Annotated in this window: 19 protein-coding genes; 11 read left to right on the top strand and 8 right to left on the bottom strand. The window is 32.7% G+C overall.

Annotation, left to right across the window (positions count from 1 at the left end; translation table 11 throughout):
* Window position 1: 1 nt before the first annotated feature.
* Both ACSUE0_RS07175 and ACSUE0_RS07170 read right to left on the bottom strand, forming a co-directional pair.
* Window positions 2-1,165, bottom strand: a complete 1,164-nt coding sequence (locus ACSUE0_RS07175; protein WP_119613518.1) for a 2-keto-3-deoxygluconate permease — start codon at window positions 1,163-1,165, stop codon at window positions 2-4.
* 25 nt (window positions 1,166-1,190) lie between these two features.
* On the bottom strand, window positions 1,191-2,321 hold the full coding sequence (locus ACSUE0_RS07170; protein ID WP_436956731.1) for a glycerate kinase: 1,131 nt from the start codon (window positions 2,319-2,321) through the stop codon (window positions 1,191-1,193).
* 134 nt (window positions 2,322-2,455) lie between these two features.
* Between ACSUE0_RS07170 and ACSUE0_RS07165 the strand changes: the two genes are divergently transcribed.
* The 5 genes from ACSUE0_RS07165 (at window position 2,456) to ACSUE0_RS07145 (ending at window position 9,427) form a co-directional block, all read left to right on the top strand.
* The gene (locus ACSUE0_RS07165; protein ID WP_436956729.1) at window positions 2,456-3,535 is read left to right on the top strand and encodes a CdaR family transcriptional regulator; all 1,080 of its coding nucleotides are present in this window, start codon (window positions 2,456-2,458) and stop codon (window positions 3,533-3,535) included.
* Between the two features lie 216 nt (window positions 3,536-3,751).
* Window positions 3,752-3,880: a hypothetical protein gene (locus ACSUE0_RS07160; RefSeq protein WP_259338024.1), complete on the top strand. Its 129-nt coding sequence runs from the start codon at window positions 3,752-3,754 to the stop codon at window positions 3,878-3,880.
* Between the two features lie 719 nt (window positions 3,881-4,599).
* A complete protein-coding gene (ppdK, locus tag ACSUE0_RS07155) occupies window positions 4,600-7,233 on the top strand; it encodes a pyruvate, phosphate dikinase (protein WP_119613515.1) in 2,634 nt (877 codons plus the stop codon).
* On the top strand, window positions 7,226-8,041 hold the full coding sequence (locus ACSUE0_RS07150; RefSeq protein WP_017723901.1) for a pyruvate, water dikinase regulatory protein: 816 nt from the start codon (window positions 7,226-7,228) through the stop codon (window positions 8,039-8,041). Before ppdK ends, ACSUE0_RS07150 begins: the two co-directional genes overlap by 8 nt.
* Before the next feature lie 468 nt (window positions 8,042-8,509).
* On the top strand, window positions 8,510-9,427 hold the full coding sequence (locus ACSUE0_RS07145) for an AEC family transporter (RefSeq protein WP_119613514.1): 918 nt from the start codon (window positions 8,510-8,512) through the stop codon (window positions 9,425-9,427).
* 23 nt (window positions 9,428-9,450) lie between these two features.
* Here the strand turns inward: ACSUE0_RS07145 and ACSUE0_RS07140 are convergent, their stop codons facing one another.
* The 4 genes from ACSUE0_RS07140 to ACSUE0_RS07125 all read right to left on the bottom strand — a co-directional run bounded on the left by ACSUE0_RS07140 (window position 9,451) and on the right by ACSUE0_RS07125 (window position 11,520).
* Window positions 9,451-9,966: a hypothetical protein gene (locus tag ACSUE0_RS07140; RefSeq protein ID WP_119613513.1), complete on the bottom strand. Its 516-nt coding sequence runs from the start codon at window positions 9,964-9,966 to the stop codon at window positions 9,451-9,453.
* Window positions 9,959-10,483, bottom strand: coding sequence for a hypothetical protein (locus tag ACSUE0_RS07135; protein WP_119613512.1), 525 nt, complete (start codon window positions 10,481-10,483; stop codon window positions 9,959-9,961). The genes ACSUE0_RS07140 and ACSUE0_RS07135 overlap by 8 nt, the downstream gene beginning before the upstream one ends.
* Window positions 10,476-10,676: a helix-turn-helix transcriptional regulator gene (locus ACSUE0_RS07130; protein WP_107529893.1), complete on the bottom strand. Its 201-nt coding sequence runs from the start codon at window positions 10,674-10,676 to the stop codon at window positions 10,476-10,478. The genes ACSUE0_RS07135 and ACSUE0_RS07130 overlap by 8 nt, the downstream gene beginning before the upstream one ends.
* A gap of 298 nt (window positions 10,677-10,974) precedes the next feature.
* Window positions 10,975-11,520: a helix-turn-helix domain-containing protein gene (locus ACSUE0_RS07125; protein WP_436956725.1), complete on the bottom strand. Its 546-nt coding sequence runs from the start codon at window positions 11,518-11,520 to the stop codon at window positions 10,975-10,977.
* Between the two features lie 86 nt (window positions 11,521-11,606).
* Between ACSUE0_RS07125 and ACSUE0_RS07120 the strand changes: the two genes are divergently transcribed.
* From ACSUE0_RS07120 to ACSUE0_RS07095, 6 genes are all read left to right on the top strand, one after another.
* Window positions 11,607-12,791 (top strand): CynX/NimT family MFS transporter, encoded by a 1,185-nt coding sequence (locus ACSUE0_RS07120; protein WP_119613510.1) that lies wholly within the window; start codon window positions 11,607-11,609, stop codon window positions 12,789-12,791.
* Between the two features lie 181 nt (window positions 12,792-12,972).
* A complete protein-coding gene (gene cls, locus ACSUE0_RS07115) occupies window positions 12,973-14,457 on the top strand; it encodes a cardiolipin synthase (RefSeq protein ID WP_436956723.1) in 1,485 nt (494 codons plus the stop codon).
* Between the two features lie 163 nt (window positions 14,458-14,620).
* Window positions 14,621-16,021, top strand: a complete 1,401-nt coding sequence (locus tag ACSUE0_RS07110; protein WP_436956721.1) for a PLP-dependent aminotransferase family protein — start codon at window positions 14,621-14,623, stop codon at window positions 16,019-16,021.
* Window positions 16,022-16,118: 97 nt separating this feature from the next.
* On the top strand, window positions 16,119-17,435 hold the full coding sequence (gene gabT / locus ACSUE0_RS07105) for a 4-aminobutyrate--2-oxoglutarate transaminase (protein ID WP_119613507.1): 1,317 nt from the start codon (window positions 16,119-16,121) through the stop codon (window positions 17,433-17,435).
* Window positions 17,436-17,518: 83 nt separating this feature from the next.
* The gene (locus ACSUE0_RS07100) at window positions 17,519-18,898 is read left to right on the top strand and encodes an NAD-dependent succinate-semialdehyde dehydrogenase (RefSeq protein ID WP_119613506.1); all 1,380 of its coding nucleotides are present in this window, start codon (window positions 17,519-17,521) and stop codon (window positions 18,896-18,898) included.
* A 173-nt stretch (window positions 18,899-19,071) separates the two neighbouring features.
* Window positions 19,072-20,472 (top strand): APC family permease, encoded by a 1,401-nt coding sequence (locus tag ACSUE0_RS07095; protein WP_436956719.1) that lies wholly within the window; start codon window positions 19,072-19,074, stop codon window positions 20,470-20,472.
* Between the two features lie 164 nt (window positions 20,473-20,636).
* Here the strand turns inward: ACSUE0_RS07095 and ACSUE0_RS07090 are convergent, their stop codons facing one another.
* A complete protein-coding gene (locus ACSUE0_RS07090; RefSeq protein ID WP_436956717.1) occupies window positions 20,637-21,644 on the bottom strand; it encodes a PTS transporter subunit IIC in 1,008 nt (335 codons plus the stop codon).
* Window positions 21,645-22,016: 372 nt separating this feature from the next.
* Window positions 22,017-22,907 (bottom strand): fructose bisphosphate aldolase, encoded by an 891-nt coding sequence (locus tag ACSUE0_RS07085; protein ID WP_119613503.1) that lies wholly within the window; start codon window positions 22,905-22,907, stop codon window positions 22,017-22,019.
* Between the last annotated feature and the right edge of the window lie 61 nt (window positions 22,908-22,968).

Below are 22,968 nucleotides of genomic sequence, written 5' to 3'. Positions count from 1 at the left end.
ATTACTCCTCCTTTTTATTTAAAGCGCTTTCATAAAAGCGTAGTTTATTTACTTGTTTTAGTTTGAAAAATGGTTCGTTTGTGCGTTTAAAATATTCTTTTCTTCCATATATACCCTTATTTTTCTGGTATTTATCAACCATTATAACTGCTATTGGACATAAAATAGCTGTAGTAATAGCAGATATTGATATTTGCGCCGTTGCCACAGGCGCTATTTTTTCTATCATTACATACTCACTTTGAGTTAAATTACCGTTTGCTAGGGCGGTAGAAGCAGCCGCAACTACTGCAGCTGGAGTAGATACAGCATTCCCAGCAGTGGAAGCTTCAGAAATAGGAGCGATAACACTTTTTTCTTTAAATAATTTAAATGTAGCTATACCAGTAATAGCGGTACATATAAATGTTAGTAAAGCTAAAGTTAGCCCACCTGATAATACAGAGAAATTAAAGAATTCAGCTAAATTCATACCAGCACCTAATGAGAAAGCGAAGAACGGAATTAGTATTGTTTCTCCTGGACGTAGAAATTCTGAAATTTTAGGATCTAAGTTACCTAATAGCATACCGATACCTAACGGAAGAAGTACTGATATGAAGGATATGACTGGAAAAGTAGTGCCAATAAAACCTAATGAAATTAGGGTGAGTAAAGGTCCATCATTAATTGCTAATATAGATAGTCCACCAATATCTGAACGATTTCCATAGGCACTTGTTAATGCAGCATACATACCACTATTACTATTTGTCATTGCAGCAATAATAGCAATTGTAGATAAACCAAATAGTCCTGTCCACGGGTCAAAAATAGCTCCGAGTAGTAAACCAACTGCTAACCCTGAAAAATATTTAGTAGATGTTAATAAAAAACCTTTCTTTAATGCCTTTCCACCGATTTTCAAATTCATTTGGCTTCCAACACAAAATATGAAAAGTGCAATTAATACTAATGCACTATCTTTAAATAGTTCCTGTGAGAACCCACCAATTTGAAGCATTTCATAATGCCCTTGCTCAGTCTTTGGTGCACCGAGTCGTTTTAATATATTCATTATAAAACTTAAATGTAGTTGGTCAATCGTATTAATTGCAGCACCCAAAAGTAAGGGCACAACCATCAATCCCCCTGGTATTTTTTCAATCGTATCTTTGATTCTCATAACTAACATCCCCTTGAATATGTTATTAATTATGGAAAAATGTTTTTACGATATTCTTAGTTGCTTTTTTTATTAATTTTTCCGAATTAGCAATCGTATGTGCAAGTGACATAGGTCCATCGGTTAAACTAAAAGCACTTACTACACCAATATCTTTAAACATATCAACATCTACATCGACAGTCCCTCCAATAAAGATGACAGGTACATTGAACTTTTGGGCGCATTTGGCAATACCAATTGGCGTTTTACCATAAAAAGTTTGGAAATCAATTTTACCTTCGCCAGTAATTACTAAATCTGCATCCTGTAAATAATTTTCGAGATGTATAAGATTTATAACGACTTTAATTCCATCATCAAATTCACTAGGGAAAAATGCTTTAAAAGCACCTCCTAGTCCACCAGCAGCCCCAGCACCTGCTAATTCATGTAGACGTATATGTTGTGTGGATTCGACAATGTTTGCCCAATTTGTAAGGTTTTGCTCTAGTAATGTTATTTCTGAAGATGATGCTCCTTTTTGTTTTCCAAAGACATGTGATGCGCCATCTTGTCCAATTAATGGATTTTGAACGTCTGTTGCAATTACAAAGTTGCAATGTTGAATTCGATCGTCGAAGTTTTTTAAGTCGATGTGATGGATATGTTTTAGTGCAGCACCACCAAAAGGTATATCATTAAGGTCTTTATTAACTAATCTTGCACCTAACGCCTGTAACATACCAGCGCCGGCATCATTTGTTGCTGAACCACCTATTGCTAGAATGAATTCTTTATAACCTTTATTTAGTGCATCTTGTATTAACTCTCCAGTGCCGTATGTTGTTGTAATCATTGGGTTTAGTTTTGCTTCTGGTACATGCTTCAATCCTGATGCTTCTGCCATTTCGATGACACAAGTTCTATTATCATCTAACACGCCGTATTGAGCAGTAACTTGATTACCTAATGGTCCAGTAACAGAAACAGTTTCAAATTTGCCGTTGGTTGCATTTACTAGTGCCTCCATGGTTCCTTCGCCACCGTCACCAACAGGTAAAGCATGAACCTCGGCATGAGGGTAAGTTTCGGAAATGCTTTGAGACATATAGAATGTGACCTCAGTAGCCGTCATACTACCCTTGAATGAATCAGGCGCTAAGATAATCTTCAATTTAAACGACCTCCTTGTAAACGCTTTCTAATATATATTATTCTATTATATAGATTTTATTTTATTGAAAATAGGGTTAAACTATACAATAATATACCTTTAAATTTGTATAAAAGTGATAAAGTGGTGAAATAATGGAGATATTAACAGAGGAAGTAGCAACGCTTATTGTGGAAGAAACTGCAAAAAGAACAAAAAGTAATATTAATATAATGAATTTTAACGGTAAGATTATAGCATCATTTAACAAAAGTAGGATTGGTAGTATACACGAAGGCGCTTGTAAAGTATTAGCGTGCGAGCAGATGGTTATATTGACTGAAGAAGATTGTGAGAAACTGAAAGGGACACAACCGGGTATTAATTTACCCATTATATTTCAAAATGAAATTGTCGGTGTAATTGGTATTACAGGTGATCCCAAAGCATTGCTATACGTAGCAGATTTAGTGAAAATGTCGACCGAATTATTGTTATATCAAAATTATTTTACGTATGAACTAGAAGGACATATACGTAGCCAAGAATTATTCATTGAAGAACTGTTGAAAAGTAATCCCTCTAATTCATTTATACAATATTTAACGAAGCAACTTAACACAAATTTATTAGCTTATAGAAAATGTATTATTATTAATTTAGAGAAGCAAATATTCTCAAGAAATAGCATTGTTCGTACGTTAACTAGTAAAATCGATCAAACTACTTTTACATTAGCTTTTACTAATCATAATCGTATCGTTATACTGGCTTCTGATGCATCGAAAAAGGCTTTGGAAGAAAAAATAGTGAGAATTTATCATGCTTTTAAATCATTGAAGTTAGAAGTAACAATGGCTTCGAGTTTACTTTTTTCGAGTTTGAATGATTTCAAAAAGGCTTATGAAGAGTGTGACCTTGTATTTATGTTGAATGAACAAACTCAAACATTGATGTCCTTTGAAGATGTAGAAGAGAAAACATTACTTTATCAAATAGAGAGTGGAATAAGAGAAAGATATAAGCAAAGAATTTTAAGTGATCTAGATTCACAAAGTATAGAAACTTTAAAAAGTTTCTTCAAAAATGATTTGAATATTGCTAAAACTGCAAGATATCTCTATATTCATCGTAATACGTTACTTTACCGATTAGAAAAATGCGAAACACGTACAGGATTGAATCCAAAGAAATATTCAGATGCAATTAAACTACAAATAGCTTTATGGTGTTAACTATTCGTAGTTTAGTTGGTATATTTCTTTTATTTAGAAAATCGATAATAAGTAGCAATATCACAATGTAGAAATATTAAAATATGAATATCATAAATTATAGTAGGCACGTTTTTTAGGAAAGTATCAAAAAAGACTTTACAAATTACACGACCGACAATATAATAAATTTAAGTTATTACTTAATAATTCTATAAAATTTATAATAAAATCTTTATGTATACAAAACGTTTTGTTTTCAATCTGAAATTCTTAAATAGTAATGGTACCATTATTGAGTTATTAAGTGATAACTCACATCAACTTGTTATTGATGTACCATGGAATGAAGGGACGTGGACATAATGTATAAAAAGTAATTATGAAGTTTTGAATGGATTATTGTGATGATGTGATGAAAATATATTACACTACATGAAAATAGTCAAAACGAAGTAAATTTAACAATGAATAAATATTGTTGTAACTTATCATGCTAGAAACTATGAGAAGCTAGTATGATAAATCCTCTGTATGTCACTTTGACAAATGATTATATTTTAAATAATCACCTACTTTAGCACAATACAACGATTGTGCTGTAATCTGCCATTTTTAGTAATTTTCGTACTCCAAGTTATTTAGTATATCTTAATTAGAAAATGTGATTTCTCTATTTCACCTACTTTTAAAGTCCGCAAAAATATAAGAGCCAGTTTAAATCAAATAGTAATTTGAAATAGAAAGAAGATAGTGTAAATGCATCTGCTTTTATCTTTAGTTATACAGAATTATAATTAAATGACTTAAATGATCTTATTTGAAAATTAAACTTAGCAATATATTAAGTCATTTAATCATATTATATAAAAATGGCAATGAACTGGTGATGTTAAAAGTTCCAAGCAACAAATCAATGTTGCTTGGGCTTTTTTTATGAAACAAAATTATGATATATCAAGAGATAAAGGTGCAAAAAGAAATTAATATGAACAAATTTTTATATATTAGTTGTCATTTTTCGTTTAATATGACATACTCAATAGAAATTAGTATAACATAATAACTATTTGAGGTGATTAAGTATGACGAAATATATTTATGCATTTGATGAAGGACAAAAATCGATGAAAGATCTACTAGGAGGTAAAGGTGCTAATTTGGCAGAGATGAAGCGCTTAGGTTTACCGGTACCTGATGGTTTTACGTTAACAACAGAAGCTTGTATAAAATATTTAGAGCAAGGGTCTAAGCTTTCTGATTCACTCATGGACCAATTAAATTCTCAATTAGTTGCCTTTTGTGAACGTACGCAAAAAGCATTTTCTTCAGAAACGTCTTTATTGCTAGTTTCAGTACGAAGTGGCGCTAAAATATCTATGCCAGGAATGATGGACACAATTTTAAATTTAGGTTTAAATGATGACAATGTTAAAAAACTAGCTGAAAAGACTGAAGACGCTCGTTTTGCTTATGATTGTTATCGCCGTCTATTACAAATGTTTGGCGAAGTGGTATATGGTATTCCAATGGCATCATTTGATACATATTTCAATCAATATAAAATAAAGCATGGTTATCAAAATGATGCAGATATTCCAGCTGAAGGACTACAGGTAATTTGCGAACATTTTAAAGAAGTGTATATTGAAGAAGTTTATAAACCGTTTCCACAATCGCCTATTGATCAATTAACTGAAGCTATTGAAGCAGTGTTTAAATCGTGGGACAACGACCGTGCTCGTATATATCGTGAATTGAATGAAATACCACATGATATCGGTACTGCTGTAAATATCCAAGAAATGGTATTTGGTAACAGTGGAGAACATAGTGGCACGGGAGTGGCATTTACACGTAATCCAGTTACAGGAGAATCTAAGCTATTTGGAGAGTATTTGTTAAATGCTCAAGGTGAAGATGTTGTGGCGGGTATTCGTACACCTAAAGATATCGAGTCATTGAGAGAGCAAATGCCACAAGTACATCAACAATTTGTAGATGTTTCTAAACGCCTCGAAACTCATTATAAAGACATGCAAGATATTGAGTTTACGATTGAAAATGGGCAGTTATATTTACTGCAAACGAGAAATGGTAAGCGTACTGCTAATGCTGCCATACACATTGCAGTTGATTTAGTTGAAGAGGGCGTTATTAGTAAAGAAGAAGCAGTAATGAATGTCGAAGTAAAATCTATTGATCAGTTATTGCATCCTAACTTTGATGAGCAATCACTTAAACAAGCAACTACAATTTCTAAAATTGGTTTGCCAGCAAGCCCAGGAGCAGCGAGTGGGAAGATTGTTTTTTCAGCAGAAAGCGCGAAAGAACAAGCAGAAAAAGGCAATAAAGTTATTTTAATGAGGCCAGAAACTTCTCCGGAAGATATTGAAGGAATGATTGCAAGTGAAGCAATCGTCACAACGCATGGTGGTATGACTTCGCATGCAGCCGTTGTAGCACGCGGTATGGGTAAATGTTGCGTTACAGGATGTTCTGATATAGAAATTAATGTCATAGATAAAGTAGTTAATTATTCAGGAGGTACGTTGCACGAAGGAGATATTATTTCCGTAGATGGCGCAAAAGGCGATATGTATTATGGAGAAGTGTCGACTATGAAAGCAGAGCGCAGTGAGGCGTTTGAGCAGTTTATGTCATGGTCAGAAGATGTAGCGAGATTACAGGTTAGAATGAATGCGGAAACGCCTCAAGACATTCAGACTGGTTATCAGTTTAATGCTAAAGGCATAGGACTTGTCCGTACAGAGCACATGTTCTTTGGCCCAGAACGCTTAATTGAAATGCGCCGCTTTATCTTATCAGATACGCAAGATAAACGTATTAATGCATTAAATAAAATTCAGCAATATCAAATGACTGATTTTGAAGAAATATTAAAGCTATCAGGTGAAAGACCAACGATTATTAGGTTGTTAGATCCACCACTTCATGAATTTTTACCAAGTTCTATGGAAGAAAAAAACAATGTAGCTCAACAATTGAATGTGCCTGTAAGAGAATTGGAACAATACATTGAAAGTTTAGATGAAGTAAATCCAATGTTGGGGCATAGGGGGTGTCGTCTTGCTATTACGTATCCAGAATTATATGTTATGCAAGCCGAAGCTATAGTGAAAAGTGCGTTACGCTTGAAAGCACAAGGTATTGAGTGTCAACCAGAAATCATGATTCCTTTAGTTTCTACAGTGGCTGAGTTTACAATTTTAAGAGCTAAAATCGTTGAAAAGATAGAACAATTGCAACAAGAGGCTGGAGAAACAATACAATACCTAATTGGAACAATGATTGAAACACCAAGGGCTTGCCTAATCGCCGGTGAATTAGCGAAAGTATGTGATTTCTTTAGCTTTGGTACTAATGATTTAACACAATTAACTTTTGGGTTCTCTAGAGATGATGCTGGTAAATTTATTGGTTCATATTCAGAACAAGGTGTTTTAGAAAATGACCCATTCCAAACATTAGATCAGGATGGCGTTGGTCAACTTGTCAAAATGGCTACACAACAAGCTAAATCTGTTAACCCGTCTATTAAAATAGGTGTCTGTGGCGAGTTAGGTGGAGACGATAAATCTATCCATTACTTTAATCAAATAGATATTGACTATGTTTCATGTTCACCATTTAGAGTTCCTGGTGCATTGTTATCGACTGCACAAAGTGAGGTTAAAGGTGGTCGATTACGTGTTTAATGATTCAATAGAGCCACAACTTAGATTATATGTTATTTCAGATTCTATAGGAGAAACAGCACAACGGATGGTACATGCAACGTTAACTCAATTTCCTGATGTATCACAAATTGAAATAAAAAAGTTTCCTTTTATAAAAAATGAAGAAGAACTGATTAATATATTAAAAAGTGCTAAAGCACGTGCAGCAGTTGTGATAACAACATTAGTGAATCCTGAATTTAATATTGTTGGTCAGCAATTTGCAAAAGAAGCGGATATTCCATATGTTGATTATATGTCTGACTTAATTGGTATTATTCAGCAACGTACAAATTGTTCTCCTATTTTAGAAAGCGGAGCCTTACGTAAATTAGATGAAAATTATTTTAGAAGAATAGAAGCTATGGAATACTCTGTTAAATATGATGATGGTAAACATTTTACTAACATAGGGGAAGCGGATGCACTTATTGTTGGTGTTTCAAGAACATCTAAGACACCACTTAGTATGTATTTAGCGAATAAAGGTTACAAAATTGCAAATATACCATTGGTACCAGAAGTAGATATACCTGATGAAGTTTTTAGGCATAAGAATTTAAAAGTATTTGGTTTAACTGCAAGCCCTAATTACATTTTGAACATACGTAATGAACGTGTGAAAGTATTGGGGCTACACGGTCCAACAAACTATAACAGTATTGAGAGAATCAGAGAAGAATTGATCTATGCTGAAGAGATTTTTGAAAAGTTAAATGCAACAGTCATTAATACAGAATACAAATCAATTGAAGAATCAGCGTTTTATATAGAAAAGTTTTTATGATTCGATGTTATTACTTTTTAGAGAATAGTAAAAGAAAATGTTAAACCTAAAAACTAAAAATGCGACAGGGATATAAATTTCATTCTCAAAAAATGACTAATCCACATGATATTGGATTAGTCATTTTTTATATTTAAAGGAAGTTGTCGAAACAATTTAGCCAGTGGATTAGAAAAATTCAAACGCTTCATTACTCCTTTAGTAGAGAAGAGATTGTTACACTAAATAATTGTCTAAATACTTTATGACAGTATAATTATTTGAATGAATTACAAAATTCCACTAATTATAATTAAATCTTTTGAGACAAATAAATATATTAAAGACTATTTTGGTTTGGATTATAAGATAAACTTATGTATATAAATAATAAATTAAATTTATGCTTATAATTATATTTATGGTAATTTAAGCTATAGTTAGGTGGGAGGCAGAGCACTGCTAAATACGCTATAGTGAGGGTTGCTTATGTTTATTTTTATTATCTTAGAAGTTATATTACCCATTTTACTATTAATAGTTATTGGGGCATTTTTACAAAGAAAATTTGAGTTTAAATTACAGAATTTTTCTACGTTAATTACATATTGCCTAATGCCTGCTGCCGTATTTATAAATATTTACCATATTAAAATTGAATTTCAAGTGTTTTCGCAAATTATATATTATGTAGTAATTTATAGTATAAGTTTAATATGTTTTAGTCATATTACAGCAAGGTTATTGAAGTTAGAAAATGGTGAAGGAGCAGCATTAAAAAATAGTATATCTTTAATGAACTCTGGCAATTATGGGTTACCTGTCAGCCAATTTATATTCAGCCACAATCCATTGGGCGTTTCTGTGCAAATTTTGATTTTAGTATTTCAAAATTTACTCACCTATTCATATGGTATGTATAATTTGTTGTCAGCCACAAGTTCTATTAAAGATATTACTACTTTTTTTCTTAAACTGCCGGTCTTTCACGCACTCTTACTAGGTATTTTTTGCCAAGTATTCACACTTAAATTACCACAATTTATGTTAATACCAATTGGACATCTTTCAGATGGTTTTGGTTCGATAGCGCTACTTTTATTGGGTGCTCAATTATCAAAAATTAAAATTAAATTTTTTCATCGCGTTATAACAATTTCATTAATAGGCAGATTACTTGTAGGCCCTATAATCTCTTTAGTTGTTATCTATTTACTCAACATTGAGGGTGTTATTGCACAATCATTATTGATTGCGAGCTCATTTCCAACATCTAGAAATACATCTACAATTGCCATGGAGTACCAGGTGGAACCAGAACTTCATGCACAAATCGTTCTTTTTTCAACACTCTTCAGTATGTTAACGGTAACGGGTGTTATTTATTTATCCTATGTTTTATTTTAAATAAAGTAAAAAATCTTATATTACTAATCATTTTCTTTATAAGTTCTAATGAGCTTTATTCTAGCAAAGCCATAAGTGACAAAACCCGTTATAATAGCAATGATTAAATTAACAAATAGATTTTTCAAGATATCTGAACTTTGTGGTAAATCAGAACCTGAAATGAGTGGTATCCAATAATTATTTAGATTGAATACTACAAACATTATAGTTGCGAATAATATGCTACTTTTATGTAATTTTTTTAATTGCATCTTATATTGTGCCTCAGTATGTACCTCTAAAGTATCCACTTTTTTCTTGCGAAGTGAAGCGATCAATATGATTGAATAGATTAAGATTAATATGAAAGTTAATGTACCTAATATAGGTAGACGATTTAGATAGCTAGTTATAAAAAAGTCTGACGCACTGAAGATGAGTCCACCATAAAAAATCCATGGAGAGAACCTAGCATAATCATATAATAATTGTTGGCGTTCATATTCGTCTGTAAATCTAAAATTAGGAATTAAACGTAGAATTTTGTCATTATTCATCATGTTTACTCCTTTCATCTAGCAATTTTATCCGAGAATCCTTAGTAATCGTAAATATTATGATGACAATTAAAGGTAGATAGGTGCTGAACTTTGTTAATATAGAAAAGTTTAAACTATTACCTGCAAGGATTGGCGCAATTACTACTGTAGTCAACAACATGTAGGTTATTGTAATGATTAAGAAAATGACTCTTTTATTACGAGTTTCTCGTAGCAATTTATGGTAAACTTCTCGATTTTTTGCCTCTATTTCTAATGGATCAGCACTAAATTTACTCATAGACATTCTACAACCTAAAACGATAAGTAATAATCCCCCGCCGACAGTAAATGGAGATAAAAACTCACGTTCAATATCGTAGAAAATAGATAAATAAACGAGTGCGATAAGTACATATAATCCGATAATATTGTGTTTGGCTAGAGTTTTATCGATTTCATACTGTTGGTATTCATCTGGATTGCTCATTGAACCGGTGAAATTTTGATATAACCACTTATCCTTTCTATTCATAAGAATGCTCCTCCCAAAATAAATCATTGAGTGTAACATCTAAAGCTTTCGCTATATTAATACATAAATTCAATGATGGATTATATTTATTATTTTCAATCATATTGATTGTTTGCCTTGATACTTCAACTGTTCTTGAAAGTGTAAGTTGAGACATATGCTTAGCGTTTCGATAATGCTTAACTTTATTCATGGTGAATATATCGCCACCTTATGTGTCAAATATATGTGACATGTACAATATATACGACTTTTTCAAGAGAGCCAATGCTACATATTTTTTATTTAATTATCAAAATGACATTATGTTGTGTCTTATTAAGTGAAATATATAAGTTGTAGAACAACAGATGTAAGAGTCAGTAGTTAAATATGAGGAACATATGAAGTAACAAACATAGAAAAGTCCCACTTGATCAATTAATTGACAGTGGGACTTTCAGAAATGGTTTTATAAAGTAGTTCTCTAGCATAGTGTCTTTATAAATGAGTTATTGATAATACATAGTTGAGGTGAAAACAACAGTGACATTTCCATGATTATGATAACTATGCGACACATCACTGTTAAAACGAAAAGCTTGATGATGATTGATTGTGTAAATTGTGGAATCAACTTCTATTTCAAGGACACCCTCGTTTACAATGATATATTCTTCAGAACCAACATGGTGAGGCGCTGAATTCATTTTTCCATCTGGTTCTATTACCATTTTAAACATTTCAAATTTCTTATTATCATCATACGGAAAATATGGGTGAATAGAGACTTTATCGTCAATGATTGGAATGATATCAGATTCATCTATAAAATCTACTTCATCGTTATTTAATGATGTTAATTGAGATAAAGAAAGATGAAATCCGTTGGCAATTTTCCAAAGTGTTGTAATGGTAGGATTTGAATTTCCTTTTTCAATTTGACTTAGCATGTTTTTGCTGACACCAGTAACATTTGCAACTTTCTCTAAGCTAAGTTGATGCTTCCTACGATGGTCAGCAATGTTTTTCGCTATTATATTCTGAATATTATACAAATGTATCGCTCCTATTTACAATATAACGTACATATCGTACCATATAGTGTGTTGATTTTAAAATAATCCCATCAAGGTGGTAAAGTATGGAAAATTATAGAAAAATAAAACCATTTAATTGGTTATTATTTATAGGTATTTTATTAGTTGGCGCAAATTTACGAGCGCCTATAACTTCTATAGGTGTGGCGTTACCAGATATAAAAGCAGATTTAGCATTATCTAATAGTGCTGTTAGTGTAGTTACAGTAGTACCCTTATTAGCCTTTGCTGTAATTTCATTATTTGCTGCTAGAACAAGTAATAGGTTAGGACTTGAGAAAACGATTTTCTTAGCTTTATGTTTAATATTTATAGGTATTATTGTCAGGTCAGTTACGGGTATTTCATGGTTGTACATAGGCACTGTATTGATTGGTATAGGTATTGGTTTTGGTAATGTACTTGCACCTGCAGTCATTAAAGCGAAGTTCCCACTGCATATAGGTATTATGACTGGGTATTACACCGTTGTTATGAACGTCTTTGGTGGACTATCTTCATATGGAACAGCGCCATTAGTAAAAGCCTTTAACTATAACATTGCAATAAGTGTGATTGGCATAGTAACACTTTTGACAATTATTTTATGGTCATTCCAATTAAAAGGCAGACAAGAGGTGACGACTGCTATATCTCGAGAAAGTATTAATGTTTGGAAATCTCCGTTATCATGGCAGATTACTATATTAATGGGAGGACAGTCGCTTATCTTTTACGCGCTTATAAACTGGATGCCAGCATATCTTGCACAAAGTGGCATGTCAATCAGTGAAGCAGGTGCTTATCTATCAGTACTTCAAATTTCAATTATTCCATTCACATTTATTACGCCTATTTTTGCTACAAAAATGAAATCTCAATTTTTATTAACCTTTGTTACTGGTCTATGTTTTATAGTAGGTGTTGTAATTATGATATTTATTCCTCATTTAGCAATTATATCAACAATTCTTATTGGTATAGCTGGTGGTATTGCATTTGGTTTAGTTAACACTTTCTTTAGTTTGAGAACAGAGCATAGTCAAACAGCTGCTAAATTGTCAGGAATGGCTCAATCTATCGGTTATTTATTTGCTGCGATTGGTCCATTACTATTTGGTGTTTTACATGACATTACTGGTGAATGGTTGGCTTCATTAACTATTTTATTAATAACATCTTGTATTATCACGCTATTTGGTTCTCAAGCTGGTCGTAATCGCACTATTGAAGAAACACTTCAGAAATAGCATAAACCATTTTATAAATAATAGGCTAAAGAGAATGGTAAAATTAAGAATTTTACAATATAATTGGCTTTAATAAGCGTTGCATTTTTAGTAATATACAAGTTTGATATTTAATTTAATTAGTAAATATTTTGATAGTTTTATAAATCTTTCGATAAACCAAACACAATGAGGTGAGTTTATGCAGTTAATTTTTGATCCAAGTGTTAGTCCAATCTATCGAGGTGTTTTAGCATTTTTCTTCGTAGTGAATATTATATTAGCATTGTTAATTGTATTTTTAGATAGAGATAGAAGAGATGCGACAGCAACTTGGGCATGGTTGTTCTTACTCTTTGTTATGCCTATCTTAGGATTCTTTATTTATATCTTCTTTGGTAGAGGTGTGCGTAAGAAACGTGAGCGAGGCTTGGCACATAATCAAATAGAAGATGGTATGAAACGTGTAGAATCTCAATTGAAGAAATCAACAAATAAAATTAGCGATTCAGATAATCCAATTGTAAGGAAGCACAAAGATATTGCAACAACGTTATTAACAAAAGAACCTTCATTTTTAAGTGATGATAATAATGTAGATATTTATACGGATGGTCATGATTTATTTACTCAAATGAAAAAAGACTTACGTAATGCTAAGTCCTATATTCATATGGAATATTATGTTTTAGAGTTAGATGGCTTAGGTACTGAAATTGTTAATATTTTAGAAGAAAAAGCAAATGAAGGATTAGAAGTAAAATTATTATACGATGCAGTAGGTTCAAAATCTGTCCATAAATCAAAATTCAAGTCATTCCAAGAAGCGGGTGGCCAGGTTGAAGCATTCTTTCAAGCCAAAATTCCTTTAATCAATTTTAGGGTGAATAATAGAAATCACCGTAAAATTGTTGTCATTGATGGTATGACTGGTTATGTCGGTGGTTTTAATATTGGGGATGAATATTTAGGATTAAATGAAAAATTTGGTTATTGGCGAGATACACATCTAAGAGTTAGAGGTGATGGTGTAGATGCATTACAGCTAAGCTTTATTCATGATTGGAACTCTCAAGCTAAACGTGAGCAATTAGATTATAATGAAAAATATTTTCCAGAAAACGCGGATCAAGGCGGCGATGTATCCATGCAATTAGCACTCAGTGCACCAAGTGATAATTGGCATCAAATTGAATTCGGTTACATGAAGATGATTATGAAAGCTGAGAAATCTATTTATATGCATAGTCCGTACTTTATTCCAGATAAAGGTTATATTAATGCTTTGCGTATTGCTGCTAAGTCAGGGGTGGATGTACGTTTGATTATACCTTGCAAACCAGATCATATATTTGTATATTGGGCTACAATTTCAAGCGTGGCTCAGCTTATACGAGATGGTGTTAAAGTTTACACATATGAAAATGGCTTTATCCATTCTAAGATGATGATTATTGATGATGAAGTTGCAAGTGTAGGTTCTGCCAATATGGATATTCGAAGTTTTGAATTAAACTTTGAAATCAACGCATTTATGTATGATGAACGTATTACTAAAGAACTTAAAGACGCTTTCTTTGAAGATTTGAAAGTATCACAAGAATTGACAGAAGATCGCTATAATCAGCGTTCTAATTGGATTAAATTTAAACAAGCTATTGCAAAATTAGCTTCCCCTATATTATAAATAAGAATTATTGTATCCCGAAAAAAGGTGATAAATAGAATTTGAGGCAACAGTTGTCAGAAGGATAACTGTTGCTTTTTATATGATATAATTTATAAAATCATGAATTACTATAGCTAATGTTAATAATAATTTATTTATTGAATAATAGAGAGGTGTAACTATGCAGCGTGATACAAATCAATATATTTATAGACAATTATATAATCATTTGAAGTCGGGTATGCTAGATTCTAAATATGAAAGTCATGAAAAATTGCCTTCTAAAAGAAATATGGCAAAACATATGAATGTAAGCGTGAATAGTGTTAAGGCTGCATATGAACAATTATTAGCAGAAGGTTACATCTATACTGAAGAACGGAAAGGATATTTTGTAGAACCATTAGATAAATTAATAATTAACCCAGATGCACATAATTTGCGCACTTCATATGAAAGTGCTGCAGAAATAAATTATGATTATTCATTTTCTCATATGAGTACCGACATATCTGAATTCCCAATAGATATATGGACAAAGTTAACCAAACGTGTTTTTCAAGAATATGATCAATACCTATCATCAATCCCTAATGTGAAAGGACCTATAGAACTAAGACAATCTATAGCTAAATTAGTATCTTATCAAAGAGGTATTCAATGTCATCCAGAACAAATAATTATTGGTTCAGGTACCAATACATTATTAATGAAATTTATACAACTCATGTCTGAAAATGTGAAGATTACTGTTGAAAATCCAGGTTATTCTAGGTTCAGAACTATATTGCAGCAAACACAAACACAAATGGTTCCTGTTTCATTAGATAATAAAGGTATTTCTATAGAAGAAATAAAAAAAATTCAACCAGATGCTATTATTGTGACACCTTCGCATCAATTTCCTATGGGTACAATTATGCCTGTATCTAGACGTATAAGCTTATTAAACTGGGCGAGTAAAACACATAGCTATATTATTGAAGATGATTATGATAGTGAATTCAAATATGAAACGGATAATATCCCCTCATTATTTAGTTTTGATAAAAATGAACGTGTAATATATCTAGGCACATTTTCCAAAACATTAATGCCAGCGTTGCGTATTAGTTATATGATATTACCAACGAAATTAGTTCAAAAATTTGAAGTACAAAACCAAAGTACAATTCCAGATTTTTCAATATTAAATGCTTTAACATTAAATTTATTTATTAAAGAAGGACACTACGAAAAATATCTAAAAAGGATGCACCAGTTATACGGTAAAAAGAGGGCATATCTTATTGAGGAATTGCAAATGACATTTGGTAATAATATTGATATCAAAGATACGCAAGCAGGTTTACATTTTATTATTGAGGTTGCTTCACCGTATACTTATGAAGAAATTGAGGCTCGAGCTAAGGAATATAAATTAGAGCTTTATACAATAAATCGCTTTAATGTGAAAGCGCTTCAAAATAATAGCGAGCGAAAGACATTGATTATTGGTTTCTCTAAAATCGAACAACAGCAAATACCTGAAGCGGTTCAGCGCTTAAAAAAAGTAATCAACGCTACATCTGGTACCATATAAAAAGTCAAACTGGTACTTTACAGAACACCAATAATATTTTAAATTTTTAGACAATAAATGAAATAACATTTGTAATTAAGTTATAGGAGGTTTCATAATGTCAGATAAATTTAATTATTATAAAGAACAACGTGAAAAATATGTAGCTCGTGGTGTAGGAAACGGAAATCTGCATGTTGCTGATGAAGCGCAAAGTGCAACTATTAAAGATGTTGAAGGCAATGTATTTATTGATTTTGCCGGTGCAATTGGAACATTAAATGTGGGCCATACGCATCCTGAAATTACGAAACATTTAAAAACACAATTAGATAAATTTATACATCCAGGATTTAATGTCATTATGTATGAAAGTTATCTTAACTTAGCACAAAAGTTAACAGAGATTACACCAGGTAATTTTGAGAAAAAATCAATATTGTTGAATTCTGGAGCTGAAGCCGTAGAAAATGCAGTGAAGATTGCAAGAAAATACACTGGTAGACAAGCGGTCGTTTCATTTGTAAGAGGATTTCATGGTAGAACAAATTTAACTATGTCAATGACAAGTAAAGTGAAGCCCTACAAATTTGGTTTCGGCCCATTTGCACCAGAAGTTTATCAAGCACCTTATCCTAATATTTCTGAAAAATCTGAAGAATTATCGGATGAAACTTATATAGATCAAATTATCAATAAATTACATGATTTCTTTATAGAAACAGTAGATCCAAGTGATGTGGCTTGTATTGTTATGGAACCTGTTCAAGGTGAAGGTGGGTTCATTATCCCAGATTCTAAATTTGTAAAAGCAGTCAAACAGATTTGTGAAGATAATGGCATTGTTTTTGTAGCTGACGAAATTCAAAGTGGTTTTGCCAGAACTGGCAAGACTTTTGCTATAGAACATTTTGATATTGAACCAGATTTAATCACAGTTTCTAAATCATTAGCTGCGGGCTTTCCGTTAAGTGGTGTAGTTGGTAAATCAGAAATCATTGATAGTGCTGCACCAGGGGAATTGGGTGGTACTTATGCCGGAAATCCATTAGCTTGTGAGGCTGCGCTTAAAGTTATTGAAATTATAGAGACAGAAGATTTAAACGGTAAAGCAGAACAACTAGGTTATAACATAGAAACATATCTAACATCATTGAGCGAAACGTATAATCAAATCTCAAGTATACGTAGATTAGGTGCAATGGTTGCTTTTGAAGTAGTTGATCCTGAAACTGGTGAACCTGATAAAGCATTAACAGGTAAACTTGTCCAAGTAGCAAACGAAAAAGGCTTATTGTTGTTATCTGCAGGTATTAAAGGCAATGTTATTCGATTCTTACCACCTTTAGTTATTACAGATGATGAGTTAAATGAAGGATTACGTATTTTAACTGATGTGTTTGAGACTGTAATTTCTAAAGAAGGTATCGCATAAGCGACTACACTTTATGCTTTTTGATATAGGGTATGGATAATTGTAAGTATTTTATAATTGATTAATAAAAAGGAGATTTTAATATGACAAAATTAGAAGTGTTTAACCCAGCTACCAATGAAGTCATTGAACGCTTAGATTATACAAGTAGCGAAGATATTCAAGCACAAGTGGAACGAGCACATAAAGCATTTCAACAATGGAAAAAAGTAGACGCTCACGAACGTTCTGCTAAATTATTGAAATGGGCAGAACTTATAGATGAACATCAAGAAGAATTAGCACGACTCATCACATTAGAGGGTGGTAAACCGCTTGCTGAAGCAAAAGGTGAAGTGACTTATGCTAATTCTTATGTGAAGTGGTATGCAGAAGAGGCAAAACGTGTTTATGGTCGCACAATCCCAGCCAATGCTGCGTCTAAAAAAATTATTATAGATAAATTCCCAGTAGGCGTTGTTGGTGCAATTACACCATGGAATTTCCCGGCAGCTATGATTACGCGGAAAATGGCGCCAGCCTTAGCGGCCGGTTGTACAATTATTTGTAAACCAGCAGTAAAAACGCCATTAACTACAATTAAATTAGTAGAACTTGCCCATGAAGCTGGATTCCCTAAAGATGCTATTTCTTATATTATTGCATCTGGTAAAGACGCAGGTGATTTATTTACTGAACATGAACTTATCAGTAAAGTGACATTTACTGGGTCAACTGCAGTGGGTAAAACATTGATAGAACAATCAGCACAACAGGTTAAAAATGTAACAATGGAACTAGGTGGACTCGCACCGTTAATTGTGCATAAAGATGCGGATGTTGATGCAGCTGTTGATGGAACAATTGCTTCTAAATTTAGAAATGCAGGTCAAACGTGTATATGTGCCAATAGAATTTATGTACATCAAGATATCGCAGAGACGTATACAGAGAAATTAATAGAAAAAGTGCATGAACTAACTGTAGGTAATGGTTTAGAAAGTGACGTGAAAGTAGGACCACTTATCGATGCACAAGCTGTTAAGAAAGTATTATCTCATATAACTGATGCGCAAGAGAAAGGTGGAGAATTGTCGCGTAGCATTGAAGATATTCAATCGTTAGGTGGAAATTTCTTGAAACCAGTAGTTATCTCTAACGCAAATTTGGATATGAAAGCTATGCATGAAGAAACATTTGGACCAGTTGCACCAGTTATGACATATGAAGATTTAGATGAAGTTATTCAAATAGCCAATGATACAGAATTTGGTCTAGCATCATACTTCTTTACTAATGACTATCGTACTGGACTAAAATTCTTTAATGAATTAGAGTATGGCGTTATTGGTTGGAACGATGGAGGTCCTTCTGCTGCACATGCACCATTTGGTGGTTTGAAAGAAAGCGGTTATGGTAGAGAAGGTGGCATAGAAGGTATTGAACCATATTTAGAAACAAAATATCTTTCTATTCAAGAATAATTTTAGAAATGAATGATTAAAATACTTTCAATTGAAATATAAACAAGGGTTGAAGATTTAAGGAATAATAATTAAGTCAAGACAAGGTTGTAAGCACAGTAATTAGGTTATATTACTGTGCCGACCTTGTAAAATTATTATTTTAATTTGAAGAATGTAATGGGGTATGTTCAATGAAATCACAAAAATCACAGTTTGATAAATCAATGAATATTTTTGATGTCTTATTTCTTGCAATCGGTGCCATGCTTGGATGGGGATGGGTCGTGTTATCAGGTGAATGGGTATCAACAGCAGGTTTTGTAGGAAGTATTGTTGCCTTTTTAATAGGAGGCTTTTTAGTAATTGTAATTGGTCTTACATACGCAGAACTTGCTTCTGCAATTCCAGAAACTGGCGGAGGATTTGTCTTTGTTAAAAAAGCATTTTCACCTGGTATTGCTTTTATTTCTGGTTGGTCAGTATTATTTGGCTATGTATCAGTGATTACGTTTGAAGCGGTTGCGTTACCTACAGTAATCGATTATGTTATTCCTTTTCAACATCAAGGATTCATGTGGAATATTGCTGGATGGGACGTGTACTTAACGTGGGTGTTAATTGGTTCTGTGGGGAGTATTGTCTTAACGTCATTAAATTACTTTGGTGTTAAACCTGCAGCGATAATGCAGACAGTCTTTACAATCTTTATAGTTTCGGTCGGTTTGCTACTTGTTTTTGGTGCTGGCTTTAATGGTAATTTTAGTAACTTAAAGCCGTTTGAACATGGTGTAGGTGGAACAATGTCTGTCTTGATGATGATTCCTTTCCTATTTGTTGGGTTTGATGTTATACCACAGATTGCTGAAGAGGTAAAAGCGCCTTCTAAAAAAATAGGCGGTATTTTAATCTTATCGATTATTGCATCTGTGATTTTTTATCTACTTATTGTTTTTGGTGTCGCAACAGGATTATCTCCAAAAGCACTTGGTACAAGCAGTCTAGCTACAGCTGATGCAATGGTAAATCTTTTTGGACATAGTGGATTTGGCGTTTTACTCGTACTGGGCGGCGTCGCAGGCATTATTACCAGTTGGAATGCATTTATTATAGGTGGTAGTAGAATTTTGTATGCTATGGCTAAAAACAAAATGATTCCGCAATGGTTTGCTTATATTCATCCTAAATTCAAAACACCAACACATGGTATTTTATTTTTAGGTGTACTTGCATTTGTAGCCCCATTATTAGGGAGACCAGCACTTTCATGGATTGTTAATGCTGGAGGTATTGGAGTCGTATTAGGATATCTATTAGTAGCAATTTCATTTTTAAAATTGCGTAAGACACAGCCTGATTTAGAAAGACCATACCGTATTAGAAATGGTAGAGTTGTAGGCATTATTGCAGTGGTACTTAGTATTTTATTTATAATTATTTATCTCCCTGGAATGCCTTCGTCACTCGCTTGGCCAGCAGAGTGGTTGATCGTATTAGCGTGGTACTTTGTGGCGTTTGTCCTTTATTTTACTCAAAAGAGAAGAGTGACAACTGGTGGACAAGTACCAATACAAGGTGAGAACCAATCTAATTAGCATTGAATAAAAATAGGTGACTCGATTTCTATAAGCTGGTTTAAGCAGCAATAGAAATTTAGTCACCTTTTTTTTTTTATATATGAAGTATCGATAGTAAATAAATTGTTATTTAGCGATTAATGACCAATATAAAATCATAATCTGATTGACATATCATATCTTTAACTAGCTATATTGATACGTTGGTCTCCTGGTTTAATCCATTGTTTATTTAAAAAGAATTTATATAACATAAAGCTGAGACATGAAGGTAGCAAAATATGGAATATAGCTATCAGTAACCATGTTTGAACCGAACCACCCATAGTATTAATCGTCATAATTTGACCTATAAAGCCACTTGTACCCATACCTGCACCTGCAGGATTATTCGACATAGGAAATAGTGTTGTCATAATTGGCGCAACAATCGCACTTGCAAGTGTTGGAGGTAAGAGAATCATTGGATTTTTAATAATATTAGGAACTTGTAACATGCTAGTTCCAATACCAATCGATAGTAAGCCACTCCATCCATTATCTTTATAACTATTGACTGCAAATCCGACCATTTGGGAAGCGCAACCAATAGTGGCTGCGCCAGCAGCTAAACCACTTAAATCAAGCATCAAAGCAAGTGCTGCACTAGAAATAGGGGCTGTTAAAGCTAGGCCAAATATAACGGATACGACTATGCCCATAATCAATGGTTGTTGCTCTGTCCCGACTATAATCACTTTTCCTAAGCCAGTCATGAATTGATTTAAGGCTGGACCAAATAGTTTTGCTATTGTGCCACCAACTACTATCGTAAGTAAAGGCGTGATGATGATATCTATTTTTGTCTTACCCGCATAAAATCTACTTAATTCAACAACAATAAGTGTTGCGATATATGCACCAACAGCGCCACCACCAAATGTGTCGTAACCAAGGGTCCCAACGATAACACAAGAAAAAATAACTAGAGGTTTTGCGCCTAGACCATAAGCTATAGCAACACCAATTGCTGCTCCAGTTACGGACATAGCTACCTTGCCTATTTCAGATAAGAAAGATAAATTGAGTTGAGATATCAAAGTTTGACTTCCTAATGTTTCTAAAATCAGCCCAATTATTAGTGAACCAAATAAACCAAGTGCCATAAAACTTAGTGCTTCAATAACCCATCTATGTAAATGATTTTTCATTAAGTATGCTCCCTGTTTTTTAAATAAAGTTATTTTATAAATTAATATTAGTATATAGATAGTTTTCAGTGTTGGCTAGTTTATTTAGAAATTGTTACAACTATTGTTATGTACTAGTTACTAATAAATTACTATATATTAAGTGTGAATGGAGACATGTATATGCGTCGTTACAGCTAATATAAGAGATAGTATTATCACATATGTGATTTTAGGGGGAAGTATAGGTGTTACTAACGCTAACTTAGTAAATTGTATGTATTATTGCAATGAAAATTAAGGCTGGAACACAAAAATAATGTCCCAGCCTCAGAAAGTTTAATTATTTAATTTATATAGCGAAACGTATTATGAAACTATAAGAATGAATACTTAGTTTTTATTAACAGAAGCATCATAGATAGATTCAACTGTTTCGCCTAAAATTCTATCGAACTCTTCATCTGATTGGTTTACATTTAAATCATTGATAAGTGCACGAGAGAAACTTGCGATTAAGTCTTTATTTTGTTTAAGTACTTCATTTGCATGTTCTCTGCTATAACCACCAGATAACGCAACGACACGAACAACGTTTGGATGATTAATTAGTGGTTGATATTGATCTGCTTTAGTAGGGATAGTTACTTTAAGCATTACTAATTGATCATCATTTAATTTATTTAATTCTTCTAATATAGAATCAGTTAAATAAGCTTCGATTTCTTCTTTGTTTTCAGCGTTAATATTAACTTCAGGTTCAATTATAGGTACTAAACCTGCAGCAATGATTTGTTTAGCTACTTCAAATTGCTGTTTAACTACTAAGTCAATACCATCTTTATTAAGTTCTAAGATATTAGAACGCATTTTAGTTCCAAAAATTTTATGTTCATTTGCACGGCTTAATAAATCATCTAATTCAGGCATTGGTTTCATCAATTGAACACCATCTTTTTGTTCATCTAAACCTTTATCTATTTTTAAAAATGGTACGATGCCTTTGTCTGCAAGGTAGTCACCAGTATGTTTACCTTCTACTTCACGATCCATTGTTTGTTCGAAAAGGATTGCACCAACAATTTTATCAGAGCTAAATGAAGGTGATGAAACAATACGTGTACGCATGTCATGAACGAGTTTGAACATTTCGTCTTCACTATTGTATTGATCTTCAGTAACACCATAGTCACTTAGCGCTTTAGGTGTACTACCACCACTTTGGTCTAATGCTGCAATGAATCCTTTACCATTTTTTACTTTGTCAAATTGTTCTTTATTCATTCTTACCACTCCTTTTACTTTATTCAATTATTAGTATGATAAAAAACTGTCTGAAACGCAA

The sequence above is a fragment of the Staphylococcus sp. AS1337 genome, assembly GCF_051408735.1.
Taxonomy (GTDB): domain Bacteria; phylum Bacillota; class Bacilli; order Staphylococcales; family Staphylococcaceae; genus Staphylococcus; species Staphylococcus xylosus_B.
The sequence above is the reverse complement of the archived record's forward strand: the minus strand, read 5'-3'. Positions and strand labels throughout refer to the sequence as shown.